The sequence below is a fragment of the Pseudoalteromonas sp. C8 genome (assembly GCF_011378685.1).
Classification (GTDB): domain Bacteria; phylum Pseudomonadota; class Gammaproteobacteria; order Enterobacterales; family Alteromonadaceae; genus Pseudoalteromonas; species Pseudoalteromonas arctica.
On sequence record NZ_WTKT01000007.1, the window covers coordinates 23669 to 48036 of the forward strand.

General features: G+C 40.7%; 19 protein-coding genes. 8 read left to right on the forward strand and 11 right to left on the reverse strand.

Annotation, left to right across the window (positions count from 1 at the left end; translation table 11 throughout):
• Positions 1-5: 5 nt before the first annotated feature.
• Both GQR39_RS08335 and GQR39_RS08340 read right to left on the reverse strand, forming a co-directional pair.
• Positions 6-626, reverse strand: coding sequence for an L-threonylcarbamoyladenylate synthase (locus tag GQR39_RS08335; protein WP_024590418.1), 621 nt, complete (start codon positions 624-626; stop codon positions 6-8).
• A complete protein-coding gene (locus tag GQR39_RS08340) occupies positions 623-1477 on the reverse strand; it encodes a PHP domain-containing protein (RefSeq protein ID WP_024590417.1) in 855 nt (284 codons plus the stop codon). The genes GQR39_RS08335 and GQR39_RS08340 overlap by 4 nt, the downstream gene beginning before the upstream one ends.
• A 464-nt stretch (positions 1478-1941) precedes the next feature.
• Between GQR39_RS08340 and GQR39_RS08345 the strand changes: the two genes are divergently transcribed.
• From GQR39_RS08345 to trpA, 6 genes are read left to right on the forward strand one after another with little or no spacing between them, the layout of a single operon-like run.
• Complete coding sequence (locus GQR39_RS08345) at positions 1942-3510, forward strand: anthranilate synthase component 1 (protein ID WP_024590416.1); 1569 nt, start codon at positions 1942-1944, stop codon at positions 3508-3510.
• A gap of 1 nt (position 3511) precedes the next feature.
• The gene (locus GQR39_RS08350) at positions 3512-4114 is read left to right on the forward strand and encodes an aminodeoxychorismate/anthranilate synthase component II (protein ID WP_165735350.1); all 603 of its coding nucleotides are present in this window, start codon (positions 3512-3514) and stop codon (positions 4112-4114) included.
• 11 nt (positions 4115-4125) lie between these two features.
• Positions 4126-5163: an anthranilate phosphoribosyltransferase gene (trpD, locus tag GQR39_RS08355; protein WP_007582496.1), complete on the forward strand. Its 1038-nt coding sequence runs from the start codon at positions 4126-4128 to the stop codon at positions 5161-5163.
• Entirely contained in the window at positions 5156-6520 is a 1365-nt protein-coding gene (gene trpCF, locus GQR39_RS08360) for a bifunctional indole-3-glycerol-phosphate synthase TrpC/phosphoribosylanthranilate isomerase TrpF (protein WP_165735351.1), read from the forward strand. The genes trpD and trpCF overlap by 8 nt, the downstream gene beginning before the upstream one ends.
• A gap of 7 nt (positions 6521-6527) precedes the next feature.
• Positions 6528-7712, forward strand: a complete 1185-nt coding sequence (gene trpB / locus GQR39_RS08365) for a tryptophan synthase subunit beta (protein WP_165735352.1) — start codon at positions 6528-6530, stop codon at positions 7710-7712.
• Positions 7709-8530, forward strand: a complete 822-nt coding sequence (trpA, locus tag GQR39_RS08370; RefSeq protein ID WP_024590411.1) for a tryptophan synthase subunit alpha — start codon at positions 7709-7711, stop codon at positions 8528-8530. Before trpB ends, trpA begins: the two co-directional genes overlap by 4 nt.
• 106 nt (positions 8531-8636) lie before the next feature.
• Here the strand turns inward: trpA and GQR39_RS08375 are convergent, their stop codons facing one another.
• Positions 8637-9215, reverse strand: coding sequence for a type 1 glutamine amidotransferase domain-containing protein (locus GQR39_RS08375; protein ID WP_007582489.1), 579 nt, complete (start codon positions 9213-9215; stop codon positions 8637-8639).
• Between the two features lie 383 nt (positions 9216-9598).
• Positions 9599-9868: an HU family DNA-binding protein gene (locus tag GQR39_RS08380; RefSeq protein WP_007375441.1), complete on the reverse strand. Its 270-nt coding sequence runs from the start codon at positions 9866-9868 to the stop codon at positions 9599-9601.
• Positions 9869-10059: 191 nt separating this feature from the next.
• On the opposite strand from GQR39_RS08380, the gene GQR39_RS08385 reads away from it, so the two are divergent.
• Both GQR39_RS08385 and GQR39_RS08390 read left to right on the forward strand, forming a co-directional pair.
• On the forward strand, positions 10060-10635 hold the full coding sequence (locus GQR39_RS08385; RefSeq protein WP_165726114.1) for an inner membrane-spanning protein YciB: 576 nt from the start codon (positions 10060-10062) through the stop codon (positions 10633-10635).
• 65 nt (positions 10636-10700) lie between these two features.
• Positions 10701-11342: a CPBP family intramembrane glutamic endopeptidase gene (locus tag GQR39_RS08390; protein WP_165735353.1), complete on the forward strand. Its 642-nt coding sequence runs from the start codon at positions 10701-10703 to the stop codon at positions 11340-11342.
• A 78-nt stretch (positions 11343-11420) separates the two neighbouring features.
• Here the strand turns inward: GQR39_RS08390 and GQR39_RS08395 are convergent, their stop codons facing one another.
• The 7 genes from GQR39_RS08395 to prpB all read right to left on the reverse strand — a co-directional run bounded on the left by GQR39_RS08395 (position 11421) and on the right by prpB (position 24256).
• Complete coding sequence (locus GQR39_RS08395; protein WP_165735354.1) at positions 11421-13301, reverse strand: hypothetical protein; 1881 nt, start codon at positions 13299-13301, stop codon at positions 11421-11423.
• Between the two features lie 9 nt (positions 13302-13310).
• Positions 13311-14402 carry a hypothetical protein gene (locus GQR39_RS08400; protein WP_024607186.1) on the reverse strand — a complete coding sequence of 364 codons (1092 nt, stop codon included), beginning with the start codon at positions 14400-14402 and terminating at the stop codon, positions 13311-13313.
• A gap of 62 nt (positions 14403-14464) precedes the next feature.
• Positions 14465-17509 carry a hypothetical protein gene (locus GQR39_RS08405; RefSeq protein WP_165735355.1) on the reverse strand — a complete coding sequence of 1015 codons (3045 nt, stop codon included), beginning with the start codon at positions 17507-17509 and terminating at the stop codon, positions 14465-14467.
• A gap of 482 nt (positions 17510-17991) precedes the next feature.
• A complete protein-coding gene (prpF, locus tag GQR39_RS08410; RefSeq protein ID WP_165735356.1) occupies positions 17992-19158 on the reverse strand; it encodes a 2-methylaconitate cis-trans isomerase PrpF in 1167 nt (388 codons plus the stop codon).
• A gap of 11 nt (positions 19159-19169) precedes the next feature.
• Complete coding sequence (gene acnD / locus GQR39_RS08415; RefSeq protein WP_165735357.1) at positions 19170-21779, reverse strand: Fe/S-dependent 2-methylisocitrate dehydratase AcnD; 2610 nt, start codon at positions 21777-21779, stop codon at positions 19170-19172.
• Positions 21780-21937: 158 nt separating this feature from the next.
• Positions 21938-23065 (reverse strand): 2-methylcitrate synthase, encoded by a 1128-nt coding sequence (gene prpC / locus GQR39_RS08420; RefSeq protein ID WP_165735358.1) that lies wholly within the window; start codon positions 23063-23065, stop codon positions 21938-21940.
• A 312-nt stretch (positions 23066-23377) separates the two neighbouring features.
• Positions 23378-24256: a methylisocitrate lyase gene (gene prpB / locus GQR39_RS08425; RefSeq protein ID WP_165735359.1), complete on the reverse strand. Its 879-nt coding sequence runs from the start codon at positions 24254-24256 to the stop codon at positions 23378-23380.
• Between the last annotated feature and the right edge of the window lie 112 nt (positions 24257-24368).

A 24368-nucleotide genomic window follows, 5' to 3' on the forward strand; every position in this document is an offset into this window, starting at 1 on the left:
CGCTATTACTCAAACGGGCTTGTATCACCACAGCCAACACGCAAAATCTTGACTTCATCTTCCGACAAATCGATTACCGTGGTTGCTTGCTCGGCTAAGTGGCCACCGTGAATAATTAAATCAACGTGTTTATCTAATCGCTCTAATATTTCATCAGGATCTGATTCTGTAAACTGCTCACCTGGTAAAATTAAAGAACACGACATTAACGGCTCACCAAGTTCGGCAAGTAACGCGCAAGCTATTGGGTGCTCAATTACACGCATGCCAATGGTTTTTTTCTTGTCGTTTAATAAACGTTTAGGGACTTCTTTTGTGCCTTTAAAAATAAAGGTATATGGCCCTGGCGTATTATTTTTTATTAACCTAAATAGCTGGTTATCTACGCGTGCGTAAGTAGATAGCTCCGATAAATCACGGCAAACTAGCGTAAAATTATCGTTTTTTTCAATACCACGAATACGCTCTATGCGCTCTTTGGCTTGCTTATTACCAATGTTACAACCGATGGCGTAGCCCGAATCTGTTGGGTAAACAACAACGCCGCCTTGTTTAATAATATCAACGGCTTGACTAATCAGTCTCGGTTGCGGGTTATCAGGATGAATATGAAATAATTGACTCATGTTAATGCCCCTTCTTCTCCTTCCCAAGCTTGCCAAACACCTTGGCAGTCTTTTGGTAGGTATAAATTTTTGCCAAGCTCTAAATAGCTTGTCGGAAAATGAAAATCAGACCCTTGCGAGCAAAGTAGTTCGTACTCACGGCTGAGTTCACCTAAAAATTGACGTTCGCTTGGCGCCTGTTGAGGTTGTGCAACTTCCATTGCGTCCCCTCCTACACTTTTAAATTCTACTAATAATTTGCGTAGCCACTTGTTTGACATTTGATAGCTACTTGGATGCGCTAGTACAGCAACACCACCAGCGGCATGTATGGCCTCAATAGCGGTTTGCATAGTGCACCAGCAACTTGGTACGTAGCCTGTTTTGCCACGCCCTAAGTACTTTTTAAAAACACCCGGGAAATTTTTAGCAACACCGCGCTCAATAAGGGCGCGTGCAAAATGTGCACGCGTTATTTGCGCGTCTTTTGCCAGCTCTTTAGCTTGCTCGTAAATGCCATCAAAGCCATTTTTTGCAAGGCGAACACCAATCTCTAGTGCACGCTCTTCTCGCTTTTGCTGCTGAGCTGATAATAAAGAGGTAAGGTCAATATTATTAATATCAATATTTAAACCTACAATATGAATTTCGAAGCTTTCCCATTTAGTAGACACTTCGGTACCCGTTATTAATGAAAGCGGTAAATTTTCGGTTTTAATAAATTGCTGCGCAGGCTTAATAGCCGCCACAGTGTCATGATCGGTAATAGCAAACACATCAATATTTTTATCAACAGCGCGATGCAATAATTCTTCAACCGTTAAACGCCCGTCTGAATGTGTGGTATGGCTATGTAAATCATATTTTATCAAAAGAAAACTGCTTAAAATTAAGGGTTACTGGTGTTTATGTAAGTATAACAACTTTTTTGACTAAATTGTTTTAAATAAACACTTGACACAAAAGCATAAGATACGTTTTACTGTAGCCACTTTCAGACACATTAAGAATTAACAATAATGATCAATTCAAACTTAAACACTATTTGGTGGTGGCACTCGTAATTATCGGGTGATGAATTGTCGTGTCTAACAAAAATTCAAAACCCGCAACTATGCGGGTTTTTTTATAACTAAATTTTACGAAACGTATACGTTAAAAATATTTAACAAATTTTGAGGCAGAAAAACATGAATAACGGTCTTACTCTTACACATCGTTGGTGGTGGCGCCTGATATAGCGGGACGGTAATGATCTGTTTGTAATTTAGATATCGTTATTCAAACCCCGCACTGCTAAAGCATTGCGGGGTTTAATTTTTTGAGGGAATGAGGTTTGATTTTTAGTCATATAACTACCACACCAGGCGAAGTAACAAGCATTACGCAAGTACGCGACTATATTAGTAGTCCTCTTGCATTATACGCGGCACTTGATAAGCCTAACTCACTACTGCTTGAATCGGCTGAGATTGATTCTAAAGACAGTGTAAAAAGTTTAATTTTAGTCGACTGTGCACTGCGCATTGTATGCCAAGGTAAAACAGTTACTATTACTGCTCAATCTAATAATGGGCAACAGCTTCTAAGCTACTTGCAGGCAAATGTTAAAAGCTGTGACGCTACTTTAGACGGCGCAACACTTACCCTGTGTTATTTAGACACTAGCGGCGATACTGACGAAGCGAGTAAACTAATTGCAGATAACGCATTTAGCGCTCTGCGCACTTGTATTAACAGTATAAAAAGCACAACTAACAATCCATTTTCGTTATTTTTAGGCGGTGTATTTGCCTACGATATGGTAGCAAACTTTGAGCAGTTAAGTGATGTACCTGATGGCGAAAATACGTGCCCAGATTACGTATTTTATTTAGCCGAAACCTTAGTTGTTATTGATCATCAAAAACAAACAACCGAACTCATTGGTAATGTATTTAACGGCCCAGACGTACACGCTAACTGCTTTGAAGTAGGTAAAGAATTAGAGCGATTAAATACACTGTGCGATAACGCCTCAGAATTTAGTGCGGATATGCAAAGTGGCGAATGTGAGGTAAGCGTTGATATAGACGATGACACTTACTGCGAGCAAGTGGTTAAGCTTAAAAAGAATATTGTAGATGGTGATATTTTTCAGGTAGTGCCGTCGCGTACATTTTCACTACCTTGTCCTGATCCTCTGCACGCTTATAGCCAGCTTAAAAAGCAAAATCCAAGTCCGTATATGTTTTATATGCGCGATGAAGACTTTGCTTTATTTGGCGCATCGCCTGAATCAGCACTTAAATACACAGTGCAATCTCAGCAAGTTGAAGTATACCCAATTGCTGGCACTCGCCCACGTGGCAAATTTGCTAATGGGCAAATAAATCCAGACCTAGACAGCCGCATTGAGCTTGAACTTAGAAACGATCAAAAAGAGCGCGCCGAGCATTTAATGCTTGTCGATTTAGCCCGTAACGACGTAGCCCGCATTAGTGTTGCAGGTACTCGTTTTGCCAAAGAGCTATTAAAAGTAGACCGCTATTCACAAGTAATGCATTTAGTGTCACGCGTTGTTGGCACACTAAAACCCGAGCTTGATGCACTGCATGCTTACCAAGCGTGTATGAACATGGGCACGCTTGTTGGTGCACCAAAGGTTCGTGCTGCTGAGCTTGTTCGTCAAACTGAAGGTAAGCGCCGTGGCAGCTATGGCGGCGCAGTAGGTTACTTAACCGGTGATGGCGCAATGGATAGCTGTATTGTTATTCGCTCAGCTTTTGTTAAAAATAACAAAGCGTATGTGCAAGCAGGTGCCGGTGTGGTGTTTGACTCAGATCCTATTTCAGAAGCAAACGAAACTCGCGCTAAAGCACAAGCGGTTATCACCGCCATAAAATCTACGTATAAGGCGGTATAAAATGAGCAAAGTAAATCCTATTAAAATCTATTTTTTAGATAACTTTGACTCATTTACATATAACTTAGTTGATGAGCTAACGATGCTTGGCTGCGAACTGGTTGTTTACAGAAACAACATTAGCGCTGAGGTTATCTTTAACAAAATGCGCCAAGAGCAAGGCCAAGTGCTATTAGTACTTTCGCCTGGTCCTGGAACACCAAGCGATGCAGGCTGTTTAATGGAGCTTATTGAGCTCTCTAAAGGTCACTTCCCAATGCTAGGCATTTGTTTAGGCCAACAAGCATTAACACAAAGTTACGGTGGAGTAATCGGTCACGCGGGTGAAACCGTACATGGTAAGTCTTCAATTATTAATTTAGGCGAGCATCCTGTATTTGATGGTATGGGCAATACAATGCCTGTTGCACGTTACCATTCATTAATGGCAACAAAAGTGCCTGATAATATTGAGGTTATTGCCCAGTACGAAGATATCCCAATGGCTATTTATCATCATGGTGACAACGCATTGGGTTACCAGTTTCATCCAGAATCAATACTAACGCCAAACGGCGCAATGCTACTCCAGCAAAGTGTCGCTTACTTAACACGCGCTAAATAAAAGAGGACATTATGAGTACACAACCAGAACAACCCATAAATGTTCAACACGCGATTGAGCAACTAATTACTGGGCAATCATTAAGCTACGCAGACGCCAAAGCGCTGTTTGATGAAATAATGCAAGGTAATATGAGTGAAATTGAGCTAACCGCCCTACTTATAAGCCTTAAAATTAAAGGCGAAGTAAGCGACGAAATTGCAGGCGCTGCAGCCTCAATGCGCGAAAACGCCGTTGCTTTTACTACCAGCAGTACACAACTTGCCGATAGCTGTGGCACTGGTGGCGATGGCTCAAACACAATTAATATAAGTACAACGGCTGCAATTGTTGCCGCTGCTGCCGGTATTAACATGGTAAAACATGGTAATCGCAGTGTATCCAGTAATTCAGGCTCAGCCGATTTACTCAAAGCCCTGGGCATTAATATAGATATGAGCCCAGAGCAAGCAGCAAAATGTCTTGAGCAAACCAATTTTACCTTTTTGTTTGCACCGCACTATCACAGTGGCGTACGCCATGCGATGGGCGTACGAACATCGCTTAAAACACGCACTATTTTCAATATTTTAGGTCCGCTTGCTAACCCTGCTGCACCTGAAGTGCAATTACTCGGCGTCTATAACGAAGCATTGTGTATGCCAATGGCACAAACACTTAAAACCCTTGGCACAAAGCGCGCTATGATTGTTCACGGCTCGGGCACTGACGAAATAGCCCTACACGGCCCAACAACGGTAGTTGAGCTAAATAATGGCGAGATTACGCAGTACACACTAAACCCAAGCGACTTCGACCTTGCAAACTATTCACTTGAACAACTCGCTGGTGAAGGCCCACAATACAACGCAAATGCTAGCCTCGCCATCTTGCAAGGCAAAGGCACAGATGCACATAATGCTGCTATTGTGGTTAACGTAGCTGCCCTTTTATACCTAACAGGTAAAGCAGAAACGTTAAAAGAAGGGGCAAAACAAGTACAAACATTATTAAGTTCAGGGCAAGCCATGAACACACTAAGTGCAATTATTGAGGTAAGTAATGGCTAATGTATTAGACAAAATTGTTGCTGATAAAAAATTAGAACTAATTGAGAGAAAAGCTGCACGTCCGCTTGAAAGCTTTAAGTATCTTGCAGTGCCTACAAGTCGTAGCTTTTATAAAGCACTTGCAGCACCTGGCACTCAGTTTATTTTAGAGTGTAAAAAAGCATCGCCTTCAAAAGGGTTAATTAGAAACCCATTTGATTTAACTGAAATCACATCAGTTTATAAAAAATACGCTACCTGCATGAGTGTGTTAACTGATGCTAAATATTTTCAAGGCAGTTTTGATTATCTTGAATTTGTGCGCAGCCAAGTAGAACAACCGCTTATCTGTAAAGACTTTTTTATAGATGAGTACCAAGTGTACATGGCACGTATTTATGGCGGTGATGCTATATTACTGATGCTTTCGGTACTCGATGACGAAAGCTATAAAGCACTGCATGCTGTTGCCGATTCACTTAATATGTCGGTGTTAACCGAAGTAAGTAATAAAGAAGAAGTACACCGCGCACTTGCGCTTGATGCACAAATTATTGGTATTAATAACCGCGATTTACGCGATTTAAGCACCGACTTAGCCACTACTGAAAAACTACGAAAGCTTATTCCGGCTGATAAAGTGGTTATTTCGGAATCGGGTATTTACACCCATCAAGACGTAAAACGTTTAGCTCCATTATGCGATGGCTTTTTAATTGGCAGCTCACTTATGGGCGAGCGTGATTTAGAGCAAGCATGTCGCCGTGTTATTTTAGGTGACAATAAAGTATGTGGTTTAACACGTAGCCAAGATGCACAAGCGGCATATCAAAACGGTGCTGTTTATGGTGGTTTAATTTTTCATCCTAAATCGCCTCGCTATGTCGATTTAGATTGTGCAAGAGAGCTGAGCCAAAGCGCACCACTTAACTTTGTTGGTGTATTTGTAGATGCCCCCATTGAGCAAGTTGCTCAATACGCAAGTGTGCTAAAATTAGCTGCAGTTCAATTACATGGCCAAGAAAGTGACGATTACATCGCCGCTTTGCGTACACAGTTACCAACCGGCTGCGAAATTTGGAAAGCCCAAGCAATAAAAGATGCATTGCCAACGCCTGTAAATGGGGTTGATCGACACCTTTACGATACGCACAGTGATACACAAGCTGGCGGTACTGGTAAAGCATTTGATTGGTCGGTGCTTAGCGGCGCAACTACACCATTTATGCTCGCTGGAGGCTTAAATCCAGACAATATTAAAGATGCGCTTTTTAAAGGTGCCTTAGGCCTTGATTTAAACTCAGGCGTTGAAGAATCTGCGGGTAAAAAGTGCCCTAACAAATTACATAATGCTTTTACAAGCATCAGAAATTATTGAGGTTAAAATGCAAAATCCAGCTTATTTTGGCGAGTTTGGCGGTATGTTTGTACCTGAGTTACTTGTCCCTGCGCTTAAGCAGTTAGAAAACGAATTTAACAAAGCACAAAAAGATCCTGAGTTTCAGGCAGAGCTAAGTAAATTATTAAACGAGTATGCGGGTCGTCCTACCCCACTTACTTTAACGCGCAATTTAGTTAAAAACCCAAAAGTAAAACTGTATCTAAAGCGTGAAGACTTACTACACGGCGGCGCACATAAAACGAACCAAGTACTTGGTCAGGCGTTACTTACTAAGCGTATGGGTAAAAAACAAGTTATTGCTGAAACAGGTGCCGGTCAACACGGTGTTGCAACAGCGCTTGCATGTGCCTTACTGGGTTTAAAATGTCGTATTTATATGGGCGCAAAAGACGTTGAACGTCAGCAACCTAACGTATTTAGAATGAAGTTAATGGGCGCAGAAGTTATTCCGGTAACAGCGGGTTCTGGCACATTAAAAGATGCAGTAAATGAAGCGCTGCGTGACTGGTCAGCAAACTACCAAGACGCACATTACCTACTAGGTACAGCTGCGGGTCCTCACCCATTCCCAACAATTGTACGCGAGTATCAAAAAATTATTGGTGAAGAAGCCAAACAACAAATACTTAAAGCAGAAGGTCGTTTACCTGACGCTGTTATTGCCTGTGTTGGTGGTGGTTCAAACGCGATTGGTATGTTTACCGACTTTATTGACGAGCCAGGCGTTAAATTAATTGGTGTTGAGCCTGCTGGTAAAGGGCTTGATACAAATGAGCACGGTGCAACAATTTGTAAAGGCACAAAAGGTATATTACACGGTACTTATACGTACATTATGCAAAATGATGATGGCCAAATTGAAGAGTCTTACTCTGTATCAGCGGGTCTTGATTACCCAGCTGTTGGTCCTCAGCATGCATTTTTACACGAAACTGGTCGCGCTCAATACGTTGGCATTACCGATACAGAAGCGCTTGATGCGTTTCAATCGCTTGCTAAAAATGAAGGGATTATTCCGGCACTTGAATCAAGCCATGCGTTAGCTTATGCGCTTAAGTACGCAGAGGAGCTAACCGAGGAGAGTGTTATAGTGATTAATTTAAGTGGTCGTGGCGATAAAGATTTAGCACACGTTCACAATGTACTAACTGAAAGAGGTCAGCTATGAGCCAAGTAAAAACGGATCGTTACGGCAAAATGTTTGCAGCGCTTAACGAGCAAAAACAAGGTGCATTTGTACCATTTGTAACGATTGGCGACCCAGGTAAAGAGCAAAGTATTGCGATTATTAAAAGTCTAATTGACGGCGGCGCTGATGCGCTTGAGCTTGGTATTCCGTTTTCAGATCCAATTGCAGATGGTCCAGTAATTCAAAAAGCTAATATTCGCGCGCTCGATGTGCACATTAACACACAAGATTGCTTTGATATTATTAAAGAAATACGTGAGTATAACGCCGATATTCCAATTGGCTTATTATTGTATTCAAACCTTGTGTTTAAACGCGGTATAGAAGCATTTTATAAAGATGCAAAAGCGGTAGGCGTAGACTCAATTTTAGTGGCTGATGTGCCTCTGCATGAATCTAAAATGTTTAGAAAGTCAGCAATGGATAACGGCGTAGACCCAATTTTTATTGCAACACCAAATGCCGATGACGACACACTTCGCCAGTGCGCCTCTTACGGTCGTGGTTACACGTATTTACTATCGCGCGCAGGTGTTACCGGTACCGATACTAAGGCACAAATGCCAGCGGGTAACATTGTTACTAAATTAAAAGAATACCATGCAGCGCCTGCTCTTTTAGGGTTTGGCATTTCAACGCCAGATGATGTAAAAGCGGCTCTTAATGCAGGAGCAGCCGGTGCTATTTCAGGTTCTGCCGTGGTTAAAATTATTGAAGCTAACCTTAATGATTTACCAACAATGACCGCTCAGCTAAAAGCATTTGTAGCTGATATGAAAGCAGCGACATCGCTTTAAGCTAACTAAGGCGTGTTTTATACGCATTAAAAAAGGGCATTTAAAATGCCCTTTTTTGTTTTTTAAAAATCAAACGCTATAGCAATATCCAAACGTTTTAAAAAAATTAGTGAGCTTGGTGTTTACCCTCTAAAATCTCTTCAATAAATTTAGCATTAAATGCTTCTAAATCGGCTGGGCTACGGCTTGTTACTAGGCCTTTATCTACACATACTTCTTGGTCAACCCAATTGGCACCTGCGTTAATTAAATCGCTTTTAATACTTGGAAAAGAGGTAATGGTACGGTCACGCAGTTTATTAATTTCAGCTAACAGCCACGGCGCATGGCAAATAGCAGCAACGGGTTTGTTTTTTTCTGCGCCAAAAAAGCCATCAATAAAGGCTTTAGCATCTTTATCTTGACGTAAACTGTCTGGGTTAAATAAACCACCAGGGAGCATAAGCGCGTCGTAATCAGCGGGGTCTGCGTTTGTAACTAGTTTATCTACTGTTACTTTATCGCCCCACTTGTCTTCATCCCAGCCCGTAATTTGACCTTCTTTAATTGATACTATTTCGATGTTTGCACCGGCATCAAGTAATGCGCTGCGTGGAGATAAAAGCTCACTTTGCTCAAATCCATCAGTGGCTAAAATTGCAATTTTTTTGCCCTGTAAACGTGTGCTTGTTTGTAATGTACTCATTGAGATCTCCTTATATTATACCAACCTGCATAAATCTTTGAGCAATTTAACGAATTAAATCGCACTATAACGTCGTTAAAAACCTTTCATTTAGAACAACTAAATACGAAAAATTTTTGCCTTGTTCTAGCGTGATTTTCTTAACGTTAAATAGACCCCATATATAAGCGGACTGGTATTGTTTAAAAATATGTTCGAAACACACAGTTAAACAGCATAATGCATGCCGATAACAAGTAATTGAAAATAAAGGATTTAATGTAAGTGGGGTTTATAATACCATGTAAATCATTTAGAGATTATGAATAATCTACATAGGTGCGAATTTACTTCGCGCTCATGTAACTTATCTATCAATACGGGGTTTAAAACCTTAAATAAATTTAAAGTAGATCTTTTAACGCCTTAGCCGGTTTAAAAACCGCTTTATTAGCGCCTTCTATTTCAATTGCTGCACCTGTTTGCGGGTTACGCCCAGTACGCGCTGGGTAGTAACTTAGTGCGAACGTACCAAAGCCATTAATTTGAACCTGATCGCCCTCAGAAAGTGATTTAGTAATTACTTTTTGCAAGCTTGAAAGTGCCGCTTGAGAATCTTTTTTTGTTAATTCACTTTTGTGTGCAATGGCAGCAACGAGTTCTGCTTTATTCATTTTAGGCTCCTAAATACACGCCAAATCAGTGTTGGTTAAGCGTGGGAATATGATGATATAAAAAATACCAAACCAAATTGGCAATAAAGCCACGCAGGCTAAGGGTTACAGGGCAACAAGTCAACCTTGTAGTTGCTAAGCTTTATGTGGTAAAAAGCCTTTGACTCTTTTTTGTATAATTTAGGTAAGCTATGCACGCATTAATTGAATACATCCCACTCATACTGTTTTTTGCAGTTTTTAAGCTAGTCGATATTTACTGGGCTACCGGTTTATTAATGGCCACTACGCTCATTCAAGTTGCTTATAGCTACTTTAAACATGGCTCTGTGCCAACTCGTCAGTGGATATTTTTTGGCATTGCTGCTGTGTTTGGCACGTTAACGCTGGTACTTCATGATGAGCAATACATAAAATGGAAAGCAACACTCATATACGCAGGTTTAAGCTTAACGTTACTTGTTAGCCGTTATGTACTTAAGAAAAATCTCGTTAAAAAAGCGCTTAGCTCAATCCTCGAAAATGCTAATGATACAAAACAAGCCATTGTAGTCCCAGAACCATTATGGGATAAGCTTAACCTAATGTGGGTTGCTATAACTGCTGGCATCGCAGCACTAAACATTTATATTGCATATAATTTTTCGCTCGACTTTTGGGTTAATTTTAAAGTGTTTGGTTTAATGGGTATTACCTTTGTGAGTATTTTTGCCACTATTATTGCCTTGTACAAATACCTCCCTAGTGAAGAGGAACCAGCAAAGTAAGCCCCCTCGTCATAAAAATGTCGTCTTAGCTTGATAGCTTATTAAAAAAACAAGTTGAGACGACCTTGAACGCCAATCAATATCGCTGGTTTGAATTTACCCTCATTTTTGTGTTACTACCCTTGTTGGGTTTTGTATTACGCGAGTATTTAGCTAACTGGCTTATTCCTGCGCTTATTATTTTAATGAGCGTGTGTTGTATGTTGCTACTGGGCGATCCCCATTTTAAACGTTTTAGGCTTACAAGCCTTGGGCAATTTTCTGCTGTTAAAAAACGTGTGTTTAGCTTCTTTTTTTTAGGTGCACTGTTCTCGGGTATGTTTTACGGGATTATTCATCAGGGCAACTGGTTTACCCTTCCCCGCAACTCGTTTAATGATTGGCTTTTACTGTTGTTGCTCTACCCAATACTGTCGGTTATTCCTCAAGAGTTAATATTCAGAACGTATTTTTTTCATCGTTATAAACGCATCATGCCCAAAAAAGCAGTGCGTATTATAGTTAGTGCGAGTGTATTTGCATTGGCGCATATTGTGTATGCAAATTGGATTGCAGTAGCCTTAGCATTTTTAGGTGGCTTACTGTTTGCTTATACCTATGCACAAAGCCGCTCAACCGTCGTGTGTGTTATTGAGCATAGTTTATGGGGGATATGGATGTTTACACTCGGGATCGGCAGCTACCTTGATTCAGGCGCATTTAACTAATATAACAAGCATTAAAAAATCCGATACTAGAAAACTAATATCGGATTTTGAATATTTCTAAAACCACTTAACTAATGGTTAAAATAACGATTCAAACTCACCATTTGGAAATAGAACACCAGGAATACCACGTACTGCAGTAACATCAGCTAGTTTAGTATCACCAAAATATAAACCGCCACTGTAATTACGGCCCTTTTGCTTTACATCTAACCAACGTCCATTTTCGCCTTTCGCTATTAGATTAATGTTGCCACTAACATCACGAATACGTAAATCTAACGCACGGTTTTTTATGCTAACAAATATATCTGTAGAGGTAAGTTCTGATAAGTTTTCAACATCGCCCACGTAAGCAAACTTAAAATCGCTTGCACCACTCAACGGAAAATCTAATTCAAAAGTAAATGCTAAATCGTCATTATCTTCACCAATAAAAGGCGAAGCCTCTACTGCAGTGATATGAAATGCAGTGTCTTGAATGTCACTTACGTAATCACCATTAAAATCAAAAGTAGATAACGTCGTAGACTCTTCACCTAATGAATTAACAAAGCGATTTAAGTTTAGTGATAAGTCACCTTCAAGTTTACCAGCGGCTTTATTGATAATTACATTGGTAGTTACATGTGTAATACCTGTGTCGGCTTCTGGATTTAATTCACTTTGAGCATCTATACCATCAAACTGAATTAGCAACTCACTTACATCTACACTTAATACCGTAGCACCATTTGTGACCGTTGCACTCATTACACCTTCAATTTTATTACCTAATACACCACTTACTCTAAATGTTGGAATTGATAAATCAATTGTTATAGGTAAATCATCATATGTGCCAGTTATAGCCCAAGTATAAGGTGATTGGCTGTAATCAATATCTAAGTCACGAAGTTTATATTGTCCTGATGGTGTAGAGCCATCAGCTAGTGGTGAATAATTTGTAATAACTTCGTTTAAAGCATTAGTAAGTGCATCAAGGGTTCTTTGTGTGTCTTCATCAAACGCACTTTCAAGCTCAGCAAATTTTACGTCTAATTCATCAGAATAGCTTTTTTCTTGAAGTCTTGCAGCACCTATAATATTTCGTGTATCAACAAGTAACTCTCTTGAATCTAAGCTTTGAACTTCTGTTGAGCGAGCCTGCCAATTTGTAAATGTAGTTACACTTGCAATCGTTTGCTTAACTTGACCAGCTACATTTTGCAGTAAAGCATTACCTTGGTCGCTAAATAAGTTATCTGTAACATACTGCGCTGCTAAATCGCTATAATCTTGCCATGCCTGTTGGTCAGTCTCTAAGTTAGTAAATGCATTAAAAGCACTTTCAACACTAAACGAACTATCAGCAACACCAGCTAAAATTGCCGCGTAAGTAAATGCATTAGTAACCATTTCTGCTTCAACACTTGCATTTAAATTGCTGTGCGTTAAATGATAAAAAGGCGTGGCTGATAAACTAGCTTGCGTAGCACTAAAGCCTTCATCTGTAATTGCTTTACTCAATGGCGATAAATAAACCGTATTTACACCCGGTGCACTAAATGCATCTGCTTTGTAATTAAGAGTAACGGCTGTCAATTCTTGGTAGTCTATTAAACGGTTTGCGTTTAAGTCATTTACATCACCACGGACTGTTCTGCCACAACCTGTAAAGCGCGGACAAGGAAGAGCAGTATCACTCGGTATAAACTCAAAACTATTAAAAGTAAGTGGAGTTACACTTACACTCGCAGTATTGATGTTTTCGACTTCAATTGATTCTTGCACCACCCCATCGCCATCTAAAACATTAAGCGTGCCCTGTGGTGATTGCCAATTAGATACATAAAAATTCACAGAAGAAGATGTAGCAATCTCACTCACTGCAACAGATTCTGAACTGTCACTGTCTGATGAAGAACCACAACCTACCAATGCAATAGCTACCCCTAAGGGTATAATTTGTTTTAACATCTTCATTCCTTAAAACTTAATGTTCACGTACCAATTCACATTAGCATAATAGGCTTTATCTAAATCTAGGCTATCAGTTTGTAAATTAAGACCAAAATACTCGTTTTCTATACCAACTAAAAATGCTTCACTTTTTGTCTCGTAGCCTGCCTGTACTTTCCAATGATCCCAAAAGTGTATACGGCCTTTTAATTGGCTGAACGTGTCTTTGTCGTAACGTTTTAAAGTTAACTGAGTCGAAAATCGGTCGTTTATTCTGTAATCGGCAAATGCTTGTAGTCGCATTTCCATTTCTAAATCATGAGATACCGTATTTCCAAATGCAGATGTTTTTAATGAAACTGTTGGCTGAGTAATAATATCGCCGTTGTCATCTTCGCTAAATGGAATTTCAGTAGTTTGACCCTTTACAGAGCCGCTGTCTTCGTACTCTGTTTTATAGAGCAAATCTTTTACGCTAAAACCAACTTGAAGCTCATCATTTACTTGCCAATCAGCAAAAATATCTAGGCTATATCCAAGTCCTTCAGGTTTTTGTGACGGTGAAAACTTTTTAAATAATATGTCTTTTGAAAAATTGTAATCAACAGTTACAGCGCCTTCAACTTCATCACTATAAATTTCACCATTTACAGTGGCATCTTGATAGTGTGAGCTGGCAAAAACAGAAAGTTTAGGTGTTATTGTTAATGCATTTTTATCTAAAAATTTAAAATCATAAGATACAAATACACCGTTAGACGTTGCTTGTTTAGCATCAAGGTAATATGTATAAAATCTATCTTCAAACTCTAAATCATTTTTTTCAGTATGAGTATATTTAGCTGTATCAGGATCAAAGTTAAGGACATAGTCGTAACGACTTTGTAAACCTACCTTAAAATTACCGTAGCCAACACCTACTTCAAATATATTATAGGTAAATGCACTGTCACCCGATTTTAATGGAGCATCAAAATCATCTACAAAAGCTTGTACTGGTTGTGCTTCTGTATAAATTTCTGCGTCAAAATGAGTAAAAATTTGAAATTGGTTATCTGCGGAAGCAAGAGGAGAAATAAAAGCTGTTGAAAATCCTAACAAGAGAATTTTTTTTTTCATAATTTAATCGCTTTCTATAAAAAAAGGGAAAAGCGCTGCTTTCCCCTTTTATAGTTTAAATATTACTTAGATGAATCAATTAAATCAACATCAGTGTAATCAACTACGTCACCATCAATGTAAGTAATTGAAAGACCGTTTGTTGTTTTAGCTGCAGTACCAAAAGACATCATCATCTCATTGTACATAGCCATAACGTCACCAGTGTAACCTGCACTTTCATTACCAGTAATAGACAACGTGTAACCCATTGCATTATTTACTGTAATATCTAGAGCACTTGCTTCTTCCATGTCGCTGTCAAGGTATGTAGTCATTACTTTAAAGTCTACATCACCAGAAACACCCTCTAATGTAATAGAGCCTGAATCTGTTGCATCATCCGCTGTAATACTTAACATACCAGTGAAGCCAGAATCACCATCAATGATTTCAACATGGTTAGTCGTTTCAGTCATTATGATTTCTGCATCATCTACATTATCAGCAGTCACTGCACCATCAAAAGTAAATACTAAACATGAATCGATTTGAGTAGCATCAATTGTACCTGCTGCGAAATCAACACAATCTGTAAGCGCTAGTGTTTGTGTATCAGCAGTAACAAGTTCAACAGATACGTCGTTCTCACCTTTTAGCGTAGCACCCCAAGCAACAACAAGCTTGTCGCCTTCATAAGAAGCCGCTGCATTAATCATCTCACCTGTAGTAGCATTGCTAAGCATTAGCGTAAGATCATCTAAGCTGTAAGCATAGTCCCAATCAGCATTGCGTGTTGATGTACCTGTACCTGAGTTATTACCCATTTCAGCTAATTCATCAATTACGTCTGCAAGAACGTCTGCTGCATCAGCAACTGCATCTGCACCAGAGCCAGTAAGCACAGTCATAGTCGATAATGACTCTGAAGTAGCTTTCACAGAAGTTAGCACTGCAAGTTTTGCAATAGCTTCTTCTGCTTGAAGTTGTAGTGCATAAGCAATTACAAATTGTTCAGCAGCAAGCTCTGCTTGAGCCTGAGCAGCGGTAGCCATTGATTTAAGCGCTTCAATTTGTGCTGTTGCAGCATCTATATCTTCTTGAGTTACTGCAGCTGCTAAATAAGCTTCTGCGGCTTCAAGTGCTTGAGCGATTGCAATTTCAAGTGCATCAACTGCAGCTGCAAATTCAGACGCAGCTGTAACCGCAGCCATTGCAAGTTCTAGAGCTTGAGCTGCACTTTCTGCAGTATCAATAGTTGCACTTTCTGCATCTGCAAGAGCTGAAGTAGAGGTTGTTTCAACTATTGCTGCTAAATTTTGTTTCTCATCAGCAACTGCTGCCGTATCTAAAGCAACTTGTTCTGCAGCTTCAACTACAAGATCAAATTCAATCACTGCATCTGCAGCTTGGGTAACAAGCGCAGCTAATGCAGTATCAAATGCGACTGTGTTTTCAACTTCTACTAAAGAACCTTGGCTTAAGGCTTCGGAATCATCTAGTAGTTGTTGATAGCTTGTATTGTTAGCAACTAGAGTTTGAGCAGTTGTTACATAACCTTGAGATTTAACATATAAGATATTTGCGCTAACAGATAACGCTGCTGTAGTTGCTTCGTTTTGTAAAAGCGTTACTGCGCTAGCGAAAGCAACAGCGTTTTCAGCAGTCACATCATCAGCAAGTGCTTGTACTTCAGCTAAGTCAGCTTCTGCTGAATCAACCATATCTTGCAATTCTGTAAGTTGCAGTTCAGCAGCGTCAACTTCTGCTGTCAGTGCAGCTGCTAACTGTGCGTATAAAGTATCACCAATCGTACAAGCATCGCCTGTACAACCTAGTTTTTCTAATGCTTTTTTAACTTTGACAGCTATTTGAGCTAAACTTTCGTTTGTTGCAGCACCATTTGCGATTGCTCTATCTTTAGCTTCTTTAGCTTTAGTTGCAATGCCCACTGAATTTGCAGTGAACGCATCAATCTCTGTTTGTGTCGCTGTTGGGTTATTTAACTTATATGCAGTAACAAGTGCCGCTGCAATTGCAGTTTCATCACCTGTCGCAATAGCAACAAATATATTTGACGTATTAGTTACTGCTGTTTGTAAAGCAAGTACTACAGCTGCAATATCTACATCTGTGCTACCACTTAACTGATTAGCCTGAATGCCTGCTTTTAACTGAGCAAATACGTTAGCCAAAGAAGGTAAACCTTGAATCGATGAAGATAGTTGAGCAATTGCAAGTACAGCTTCAGACAACTCTTCATCACCATCAACATTACTTAAATCAACTGCACCAGCAGTAGATAAGTCGGCAATCATTGGCGCAAGTAAAATAGCTGCATCAGGGCCAAAGATTTGAATAACTGTACGCAAACTTGTATTTGCTATACCAGTTTCGTCAACAGAGCTACCGGCATCAATTAATAATTGAGCTACCAAGCTAGTTAAAAATGTTACGTTCGCAGTATAAGACATATCTACATTATCTGAGCCAGCAACACCGCTTGCACCAGATGCATCAGATGCTTGTGCTGGAACAAATTTAACAACTGAAAGTTCTAGATCAGTTTTGTACCATTCGCCAAATTCAATTGCAGTATCGCCATCATTTACGTCATCTTCTTCTGGCGCTACATCGTAGTCGCCACAACCTATATAAGCATCACAGCGTAAAAAGCTATCATCGCCTTCAGCTGATGTTTTAACTGTAATGTAAACTGGACCAGTAAAATCACCATCTAAGTAGATGCTGTAACGACCGTTTTCATCAGTTAGCACTTCAGGGTTAGCAGCAATTTTACTTGCTTCTACTGCAGCATCTGCAGCATCTTGTGATAATGCTTCTTCAGAAAAAGACTCTGCTTCTGCTGATGCAGCTGAGCGAAATGCAACAGGAACGCTTAGACCAGATGCATCTAAAGTCATTACAGTTACTACTGCATTTTTCATTGAACCTTTAACAGCTTTACCCGTTACTTCAATATTAAATTGTGCATCGCCCGTTGCAGTAAAAGATTCCACAGGTGTAACAGGAATGTTTCTGTCATTGTCCGAACCACATGCTGTTAAGCCTAATGTAAGTGCAACTGAAGCTGCAATAGGTGTAAATTTGATCGTACGCTTTACCATTTATTTCTCCTTGATAGCCTGGAATGAGTATCAGAAATTAGTTTAGTTGATAGTGGCTTGTGTAAGCTTTTATGTTTAAAAAGCATTAAAAAAGTACACAATCATAACCTTTGTTACCAGAACATTAAAAATACCATTAAGCTATATAGTTATGCTACATATTTATACGTTTTATAGAAGTATTTATCTTTATTCTATGAGCTACTTCTTTATCAGCATCTCTATTATTCAATAACCTATAGACACTCATAAAGAACCAGCACATATTGATACAATATATTCACTTTATTAAATGAATATTACATACAATCTAGTTTGTTAATTATATTCTTCAAGTAAATGCGATGGATGAGAGCTAAAAAAGAGGATAATTCGAAAAATTAATGAAAAAGGATTGTTTATAATGAATGTTAGTAGGTTTTACTTTAGCTAAGCAAACGTTTATAAAACTTGTTTACTTACCTAAAGTAAATGTTTAGTAATTACTGAGGGACTCTTACAACCCCTTCCATTAATACGCGTGCACTTCGGCTCATACTTGCTTTGGTAACTAGCCAGTTGCCTGCATTATTTTTAGCCTCAGCACCTACTTTTAGCGTGCCCGACGGATGACCAAAGTTAACTTCACTCAATTCGCCTCCACCAGCAGCTATATTTACGAGTGTGCCTTCGATTGCTGCGGCCGTGCCAATAGCAACAGCAGCTGTCCCCATCATGGCATGGTGCAGTTTACCCATCGACATAGCGCGTACTAACAAGTTGATATTTGCAGCTTCAATAATTTTACCGCTAGATGCTTTGTAATCTAAAGGTGATGCAACAAACGCAACTTTAGGCGTATGTTGGCGAGCTTGCGCTTCACTAATGTTAGTGATTAAACCCATTTTAACAGCGCCATAAGCACGAATGGTTTCAAGCTTTTCAAGCGCTGCAACATCGTTATTTATATCGTCTTGCAGCTCTGTGCCGGTATAACCAATATCAGTGGCGTTAATAAATATGGTAGGAATACCTGCATTTATCATTGTTGCTTTTAAAGTACCAACACCCGGTACTTCTAAATCATCAACTACATTACCAGTTGGAAATAACGCGCCATCGCCATCAGCGGGGTCAATAAATTCAAGTTTTACTTCAGCTGCTGCAAATGTAACGCCATCGAGCTCAAAGTCGCCGGTTTCTTGCACTTCGCCATTGATCATAGGGACATGCACTAATATGCTTTTTTTAATATTAGCCTGCCACACACGCACGATAGCAACACCGTTATCGGGTACTCTGCTTTTATCGACCAAACCATTACTAATGGCAAAAGCACCCACTGCTGAGGTTAAGTTACCGCAGTTACCGCTCCAATCTACAAAAGGTTTATCTATCGCCACTTGACCAAACAAGTAATCTACATCGTGGTCAGTTTGCTCACTTTTACTTAAGATTACGGTTTTACTGGTACTTGATGTAGCACCACCCATGCCATCCGTTTGCTTAGCATACGGATCGGGGCTGCCAATAACACGCAGTAATAAATTATCCCGCGCCTCGCCTGCTACTTGAGCAGGCTTTGGCAAATCAGTTAAATTAAAAAACACACCTTTACTGGTGCCGCCACGCATATAGGTTGCAGGCACTTTAATTTGCGGTTTAAACATAGTGTTTGCCCTTATGCAGATTGTGCTGCTTCTAAAAAGTCTTGTGCAAAGCGTTGTAACACACCACCAGCTGCGTAAATAGAAAGCTCTTCTTGGGTATCGATACGGCACTTCATAGGCACAGTGAGTACTTCATCGTCTTTACGAGTAATACTTAAATTAACGGTGGCACCTGGTTTTAAATCGCCCGCTACATCGTACGTTTCACTGCCATCCAGCTTTAGAGTTTTACGCGTTTTGCCCGCTTTAAACTCAAGCGGTAAAACACCCATACCAATTAAGTTAGTACGGTGAATACGCTCAAAACCTTCAGCTGCTATTACTTCAACGCCTGCAAGTCTTACGCCTTTTGCTGCCCAATCGCGCGACGAACCTTGCCCGTAATCGGCACCGGCTACAATAATAAGCGGTTGTTTACGCTCCATGTAGGCTTCGATTGCTTCCCACATACGGGTATTAGTGCCTTGTGGTTCTAAGCGTGCGTAAGAACCTTGTTTAACGTTGCCGTTTTCATCAAGCACCATTTCGTTTAGCAGCTTTGGATTAGCAAAGGTTGCGCGCTGCGCTGTTAAATGATCGCCCCGGTGCGTTGCGTACGAGTTGTAGTCTTCCTCTGGCACGTTCATTTTGGTCAGGTATTCGCCAGCAGCGCTGCTTGCCATAATTGCGTTTGATGGCGATAAATGATCCGTTGTAATGTTATCGCCAAGAACTGCAAGCGCACGCATACCGGTCATTGTGCGCTCACCCGCAAGTGCACCTTCCCAATAAGGAGGGCGACGAATGTAGGTGCTTTCTGGGCGCCAGTCGTAAAGTGGGTCGTTATCTTCACCGTAATCTACGGTTAAATTAAACATCGGCTCGTATACTTTTCTAAACTGCTCTGGCTTAACGCTTTGCTTAATTACTGCATCAATCTCTTCATCCGATGGCCATAAATCTTTAAGCGTAATATCGTTGCCTTGTTGATCTTGCCCTAGTATCCCCTTTTCAATATCAAAGCGAATAGTGCCTGCAATAGCGTACGCAACAACTAAAGGAGGTGACGCTAAAAATGCTTGCTTAGCATAAGGATGAATGCGTCCATCAAAGTTACGATTGCCAGAAAGCACCGCTGTAGTGTATAAATCGCGATCGATTACTTCTTTTTGAATAACAGGGTCAAGGGCACCGCTCATACCATTACAGGTAGTACACGCAAAACCAACAATGCCAAAGCCAAGTTGCTCAAGCTCTGTTAGTAGGTTTGCATCTTCAAGGTATGATTGCACCGCTTTTGAGCCTGGTGCTAATGAGGTTTTAACCCAAGGTTTGCGCATTAAACCCTTAGCATTTGCGTTACGGGCAAGTAGTGCAGCGGCAATTACATTGCGTGGATTACTCGTATTAGTACAGCTAGTAATCGCGGCAATAATACATGCGCCGTCTGGCATTAAGCCTTCTTCATTTTCAACAACGCCCGAAATACCTTCTTTAGCTAAATCGCTTGTCGATACACGGCGGTGCGGATTAGATGGACCCGCAATATTGCGCCCCACACTTGATAAATCAAACTTAAGTACGCGCTCGTATTTTGCGGTTTTTAAGCTATCGCTCCAAAGGCCTGCCGTTTTTGCGTAGTTTTCTACAAGAGCAATTTGTTCTTCTTCACGGCCTGTTAATCGCAAGTAATCTATTGTTTTATCATCGATATAAAACATGGCTGCGGTTGCACCAAATTCAGGCGTCATGTTCGAAATGGTTGCTCTGTCGCCAAGTGTAAGCGCGTCGGCACCTTCACCGTAAAACTCTAAATAAGTAGAAACAACACGTTGCTCACGTAAAAATTCAGTAATGGCCAACACAATATCGGTTGCGGTAATACCGGGTTGGCGCTTGCCTGTAAGCTCAACACCTACAATATCAGGCAAACGAATATAAGAAGCACGGCCAAGCATTACGCTTTCAGCTTCAAGCCCGCCTACGCCCACAGCAATAACACCTAGCGCATCGACATGTGGCGTGTGGCTGTCGGTACCAACTAGTGTATCTGGGAATGCAATGCCATCTCGGTTTTGAATAACCGGCGACATTTTTTCAAGATTAATTTGATGCATAATGCCGTTACCCGGTGGAATAACGTCAATATTTTTAAAGGCAGTTTTTGTCCAGTTGATAAAGTGAAAACGGTCATCATTTCGTCTGTCTTCAATCGCGCGGTTTTTGTCAAATGCGTCAGGATCAAAACCGGCATGCTCTACCGCTAACGAATGATCAACTATTAACTGCGTGGGTACCACAGGATTCACTTTTGCCGGGTCACCGCCTTTGGCTGCAATTGCATCACGCAAACCTGCTAAATCAACAAGCGCTGTTTGCCCTAAAATATCGTGGCATACTACGCGCGCCGGATACCACGGGAAGTCTAAATCTTGCTTGCGCTCAATTAGCTGATTAAGTGCATCAGTTAACATGGCAGGGTCGCATCGGCGTACTAGGTTTTCGGCAAAGACACGTGATGAATAAGGTAGTGTGGCGTATGCACCTGGCTTAATTGCATCTACGGCTTCTTGCGTATCGTAGTAGTCGACATTTGAGCCCGGTAGAGGTTTACGGTATTGGGTATTATTAATTATGGTCATAATAAGGGTTCGCTAATTTGGTGACGGATGTAATACCAATTTTATGGAGGGTGCAATTGGTATTTTTCAAAAAAGGCTTTAGGTTTGTAGTTGTTTTTATTATATAAAGCATTAAAGCCATAAAAGGTGAGCCATTGGCTCACCTTAGTTAAAAATAATTAACTTCTTGATTCGATTGGTGTGTAACTACGTGCATCAGGCCCTGTGTAATCGGCACTTGGGCGGATAATACGGTTGTTAGCGCGTTGCTCTTTTACATGTGCAGTCCAACCAGTAACGCGGCTCATTACAAATATTGGCGTAAATAATTTAGTCGGAATATCCATAAAGTGATAAGCAGATGCATGGAAAAAATCGGCGTTACAAAACAGTTTTTTCTCGCGCCACATAATCTCCTCACAACGAACAGACACAGGGTAAAGCACGGTATCGCCCACCTCTGCCGCTAGTTTTTCAGACCATTTTTTAATAATTACATTGCGTGGATCCGATTCGCGATAAATCGCGTGACCAAAGCCCATAATTTTGTCTTTACGTTCAAGCATGCCCATTACTTCTTGCTCAGCATGTTCAGCACTTGTAAAGCCTTGAATCATATCCATAGCTGCTTCGTTAGCACCACCATGTAATGGACCACGCAGCGTGCCAATCGCACCTGTTACACAAGAGTGAATATCAGAAAGCGTTGATGCACACACACGACCCGCAAATGTAGAAGCATTAAACTCGTGCTCTGCGTATAAAATTAGTGATACGTTCATCACTTGTGCAAATAAATCACTAGGTGCTTTGTCATGTAACAGTGTTAAAAAATGTGCGCCAACAGAGTCGTCATCTGTTTGTGTTTCAATGCGTACGCCATCGTGTGTAAAGCGGTACCAGTAACAAATAATACTTGGGAACACAGCAACCATACGGTCGATTGCATCATTGGCTTGGTTAAAATCAAGCTCCATTTCAAGGTTACCCAACATTGAGCAGCCCGTGCGCATTACATCCATTGGATGCGCGTCTTTAGGAATATTTTCAAGCACGGTTTTAAGTGCATCTGGTAAGCCGCGTAAGCTTTTAAGTTTAGCTTTATACTCAGCCAGTTCACTGGTTGTAGGTAACTCACCGCGTGAAAGTAAAAAAGACACTTCTTCAAACTGCGCTTTTTCGGCAAGTTCGCTAATATCGTAACCACAATACGTTAAGCCAGAACCACTTTGTCCTACAGTGCACAATGCTGTTTGACCAGCTACTTGTCCGCGTAAACCCGCGCCGCCTAATGCTTTATCTACCATGATTTTCTCCTATCTTAAATTTGTGTGTGATTTAGGGCGTATTGAACTTTGTGGATTGAAATTTGTTCAATCTAGGGGCGATTAAATCGCGGCGCGAGGTTTGTAACCTAGTGGACTAAGTAAAAACCGAGCAACAAAGAGATAATCGTCCCTAGAAAGAACCTAAAGGGCAGCGCATGTTTGGTCTTTATGCTGCGTTATCGCCTATTTATGTGGAATAACCACACTTCATAGGCTCTGCCTTGCCTAAAAGCCAAACACACTGCTGCAAATTCAACCACCAACGTTCAACACGCCCTTATTTTATAGTTTTTATTTGTCAGCTTTTGATGAAAAAAGGGTGTCGAGTGTGTTCTCGTACGTGTGGTAATCTAAAAAGTCGTAAAGCTCAGAACGCGTTTGCATATTTTCAATTTGGCTTTGTTGCGAGCCTTCATTTAAAATTGCTGAATACACGTTAAGTGCTGCTTTGTTCATGGCTCTAAATGCACTGAGTGGGTAAAGCACCATTTCAACACCTACATCGCTTAGCTGCTCTTTTGTGTAAATAGGTGTTTGGCCAAACTCAGTAATGTTTGCCAAAATTGGAACGTTAATCGCTTTTGCAAATGCTTGGTAATCAGCAAGGTCGTGCACGGCTTCTGCAAAAATAGCGTCAGCACCGGCTTCAACACAGGCTGCTGCACGGTCAATAGCGGCGTTTAAACCTTCTTTTTGAAAGGCATCGGTACGCGCCATAATATAAAAATCGCTATCGGTTTTTGCATCAACCGCTGCTTTAATACGGTCAACCATTTCACCTTGGCTTACAATTTCTTTATTTGGGCGATGACCACAGCGCTTTTGCGCTACTTGGTCTTCTATATGAAAACCCGCCGCACCCGCTTTAGTCATTTCTTTTACTGTGCGTGCAATATTAAATGCCCCACCCCAACCGGTATCGGCATCAACAAGTAGTGGTAAATCGCTCGCACCCGTAATACGACGAATATCTTCAAGCACGTTATCAAGGCTCGTCATACCCAAATCAGGCATACCAAACGAAGCGTTTGCAACACCGGCACCTGAGAGGTAAATAGCTTGGTGACCCATTTTTTCAGCCATCATCGCTGTGTAGGCGTTAATAGTACCTACTACTTGTAACGGACGGTTATTGGCAATAGCGTGTTTAAATTTTAATCCTGCTGACATTACTTTCTCCTCACTTTGAACGGTTGCTACGTGGAGTAACTTATAGTTTTAATATGTAATTGTGACTGTTTAACTGCTCTTGCTAGCTTTTAGCAGCTTCTTTTTTTGCGAC

Bases quoted from the DNA above. Each gene is read 5' to 3' on its own strand.
- GQR39_RS08335 (WP_024590418.1), bottom strand. From the start codon at position 626: ATGAGTCAATTATTTCATATTCATCCTGATAACCCGCAACCGAGACTG.
- GQR39_RS08350 (WP_165735350.1), top strand. From the start codon at position 3,512: ATGAGCAAAGTAAATCCTATTAAAATCTATTTTTTAGATAACTTTGAC.
- trpD (WP_007582496.1), top strand. From the start codon at position 4,126: ATGAGTACACAACCAGAACAACCCATAAATGTTCAACACGCGATTGAG.
- trpCF (WP_165735351.1), top strand. From the start codon at position 5,156: ATGGCTAATGTATTAGACAAAATTGTTGCTGATAAAAAATTAGAACTA.
- trpB (WP_165735352.1), top strand. From the start codon at position 6,528: ATGCAAAATCCAGCTTATTTTGGCGAGTTTGGCGGTATGTTTGTACCT.
- trpA (WP_024590411.1), top strand. From the start codon at position 7,709: ATGAGCCAAGTAAAAACGGATCGTTACGGCAAAATGTTTGCAGCGCTT.
- GQR39_RS08375 (WP_007582489.1), bottom strand. From the start codon at position 9,215: ATGAGTACATTACAAACAAGCACACGTTTACAGGGCAAAAAAATTGCA.
- GQR39_RS08380 (WP_007375441.1), bottom strand. From the start codon at position 9,868: ATGAATAAAGCAGAACTCGTTGCTGCCATTGCACACAAAAGTGAATTA.
- GQR39_RS08385 (WP_165726114.1), top strand. From the start codon at position 10,060: ATGCACGCATTAATTGAATACATCCCACTCATACTGTTTTTTGCAGTT.
- GQR39_RS08395 (WP_165735354.1), bottom strand. From the start codon at position 13,301: ATGTTAAAACAAATTATACCCTTAGGGGTAGCTATTGCATTGGTAGGT.
- GQR39_RS08400 (WP_024607186.1), bottom strand. From the start codon at position 14,402: ATGAAAAAAAAAATTCTCTTGTTAGGATTTTCAACAGCTTTTATTTCT.
- GQR39_RS08405 (WP_165735355.1), bottom strand. From the start codon at position 17,509: ATGGTAAAGCGTACGATCAAATTTACACCTATTGCAGCTTCAGTTGCA.
- prpF (WP_165735356.1), bottom strand. From the start codon at position 19,158: ATGTTTAAACCGCAAATTAAAGTGCCTGCAACCTATATGCGTGGCGGC.
- acnD (WP_165735357.1), bottom strand. From the start codon at position 21,779: ATGACCATAATTAATAATACCCAATACCGTAAACCTCTACCGGGCTCA.
- prpC (WP_165735358.1), bottom strand. From the start codon at position 23,065: ATGGTAGATAAAGCATTAGGCGGCGCGGGTTTACGCGGACAAGTAGCT.
- prpB (WP_165735359.1), bottom strand. From the start codon at position 24,256: ATGTCAGCAGGATTAAAATTTAAACACGCTATTGCCAATAACCGTCCG.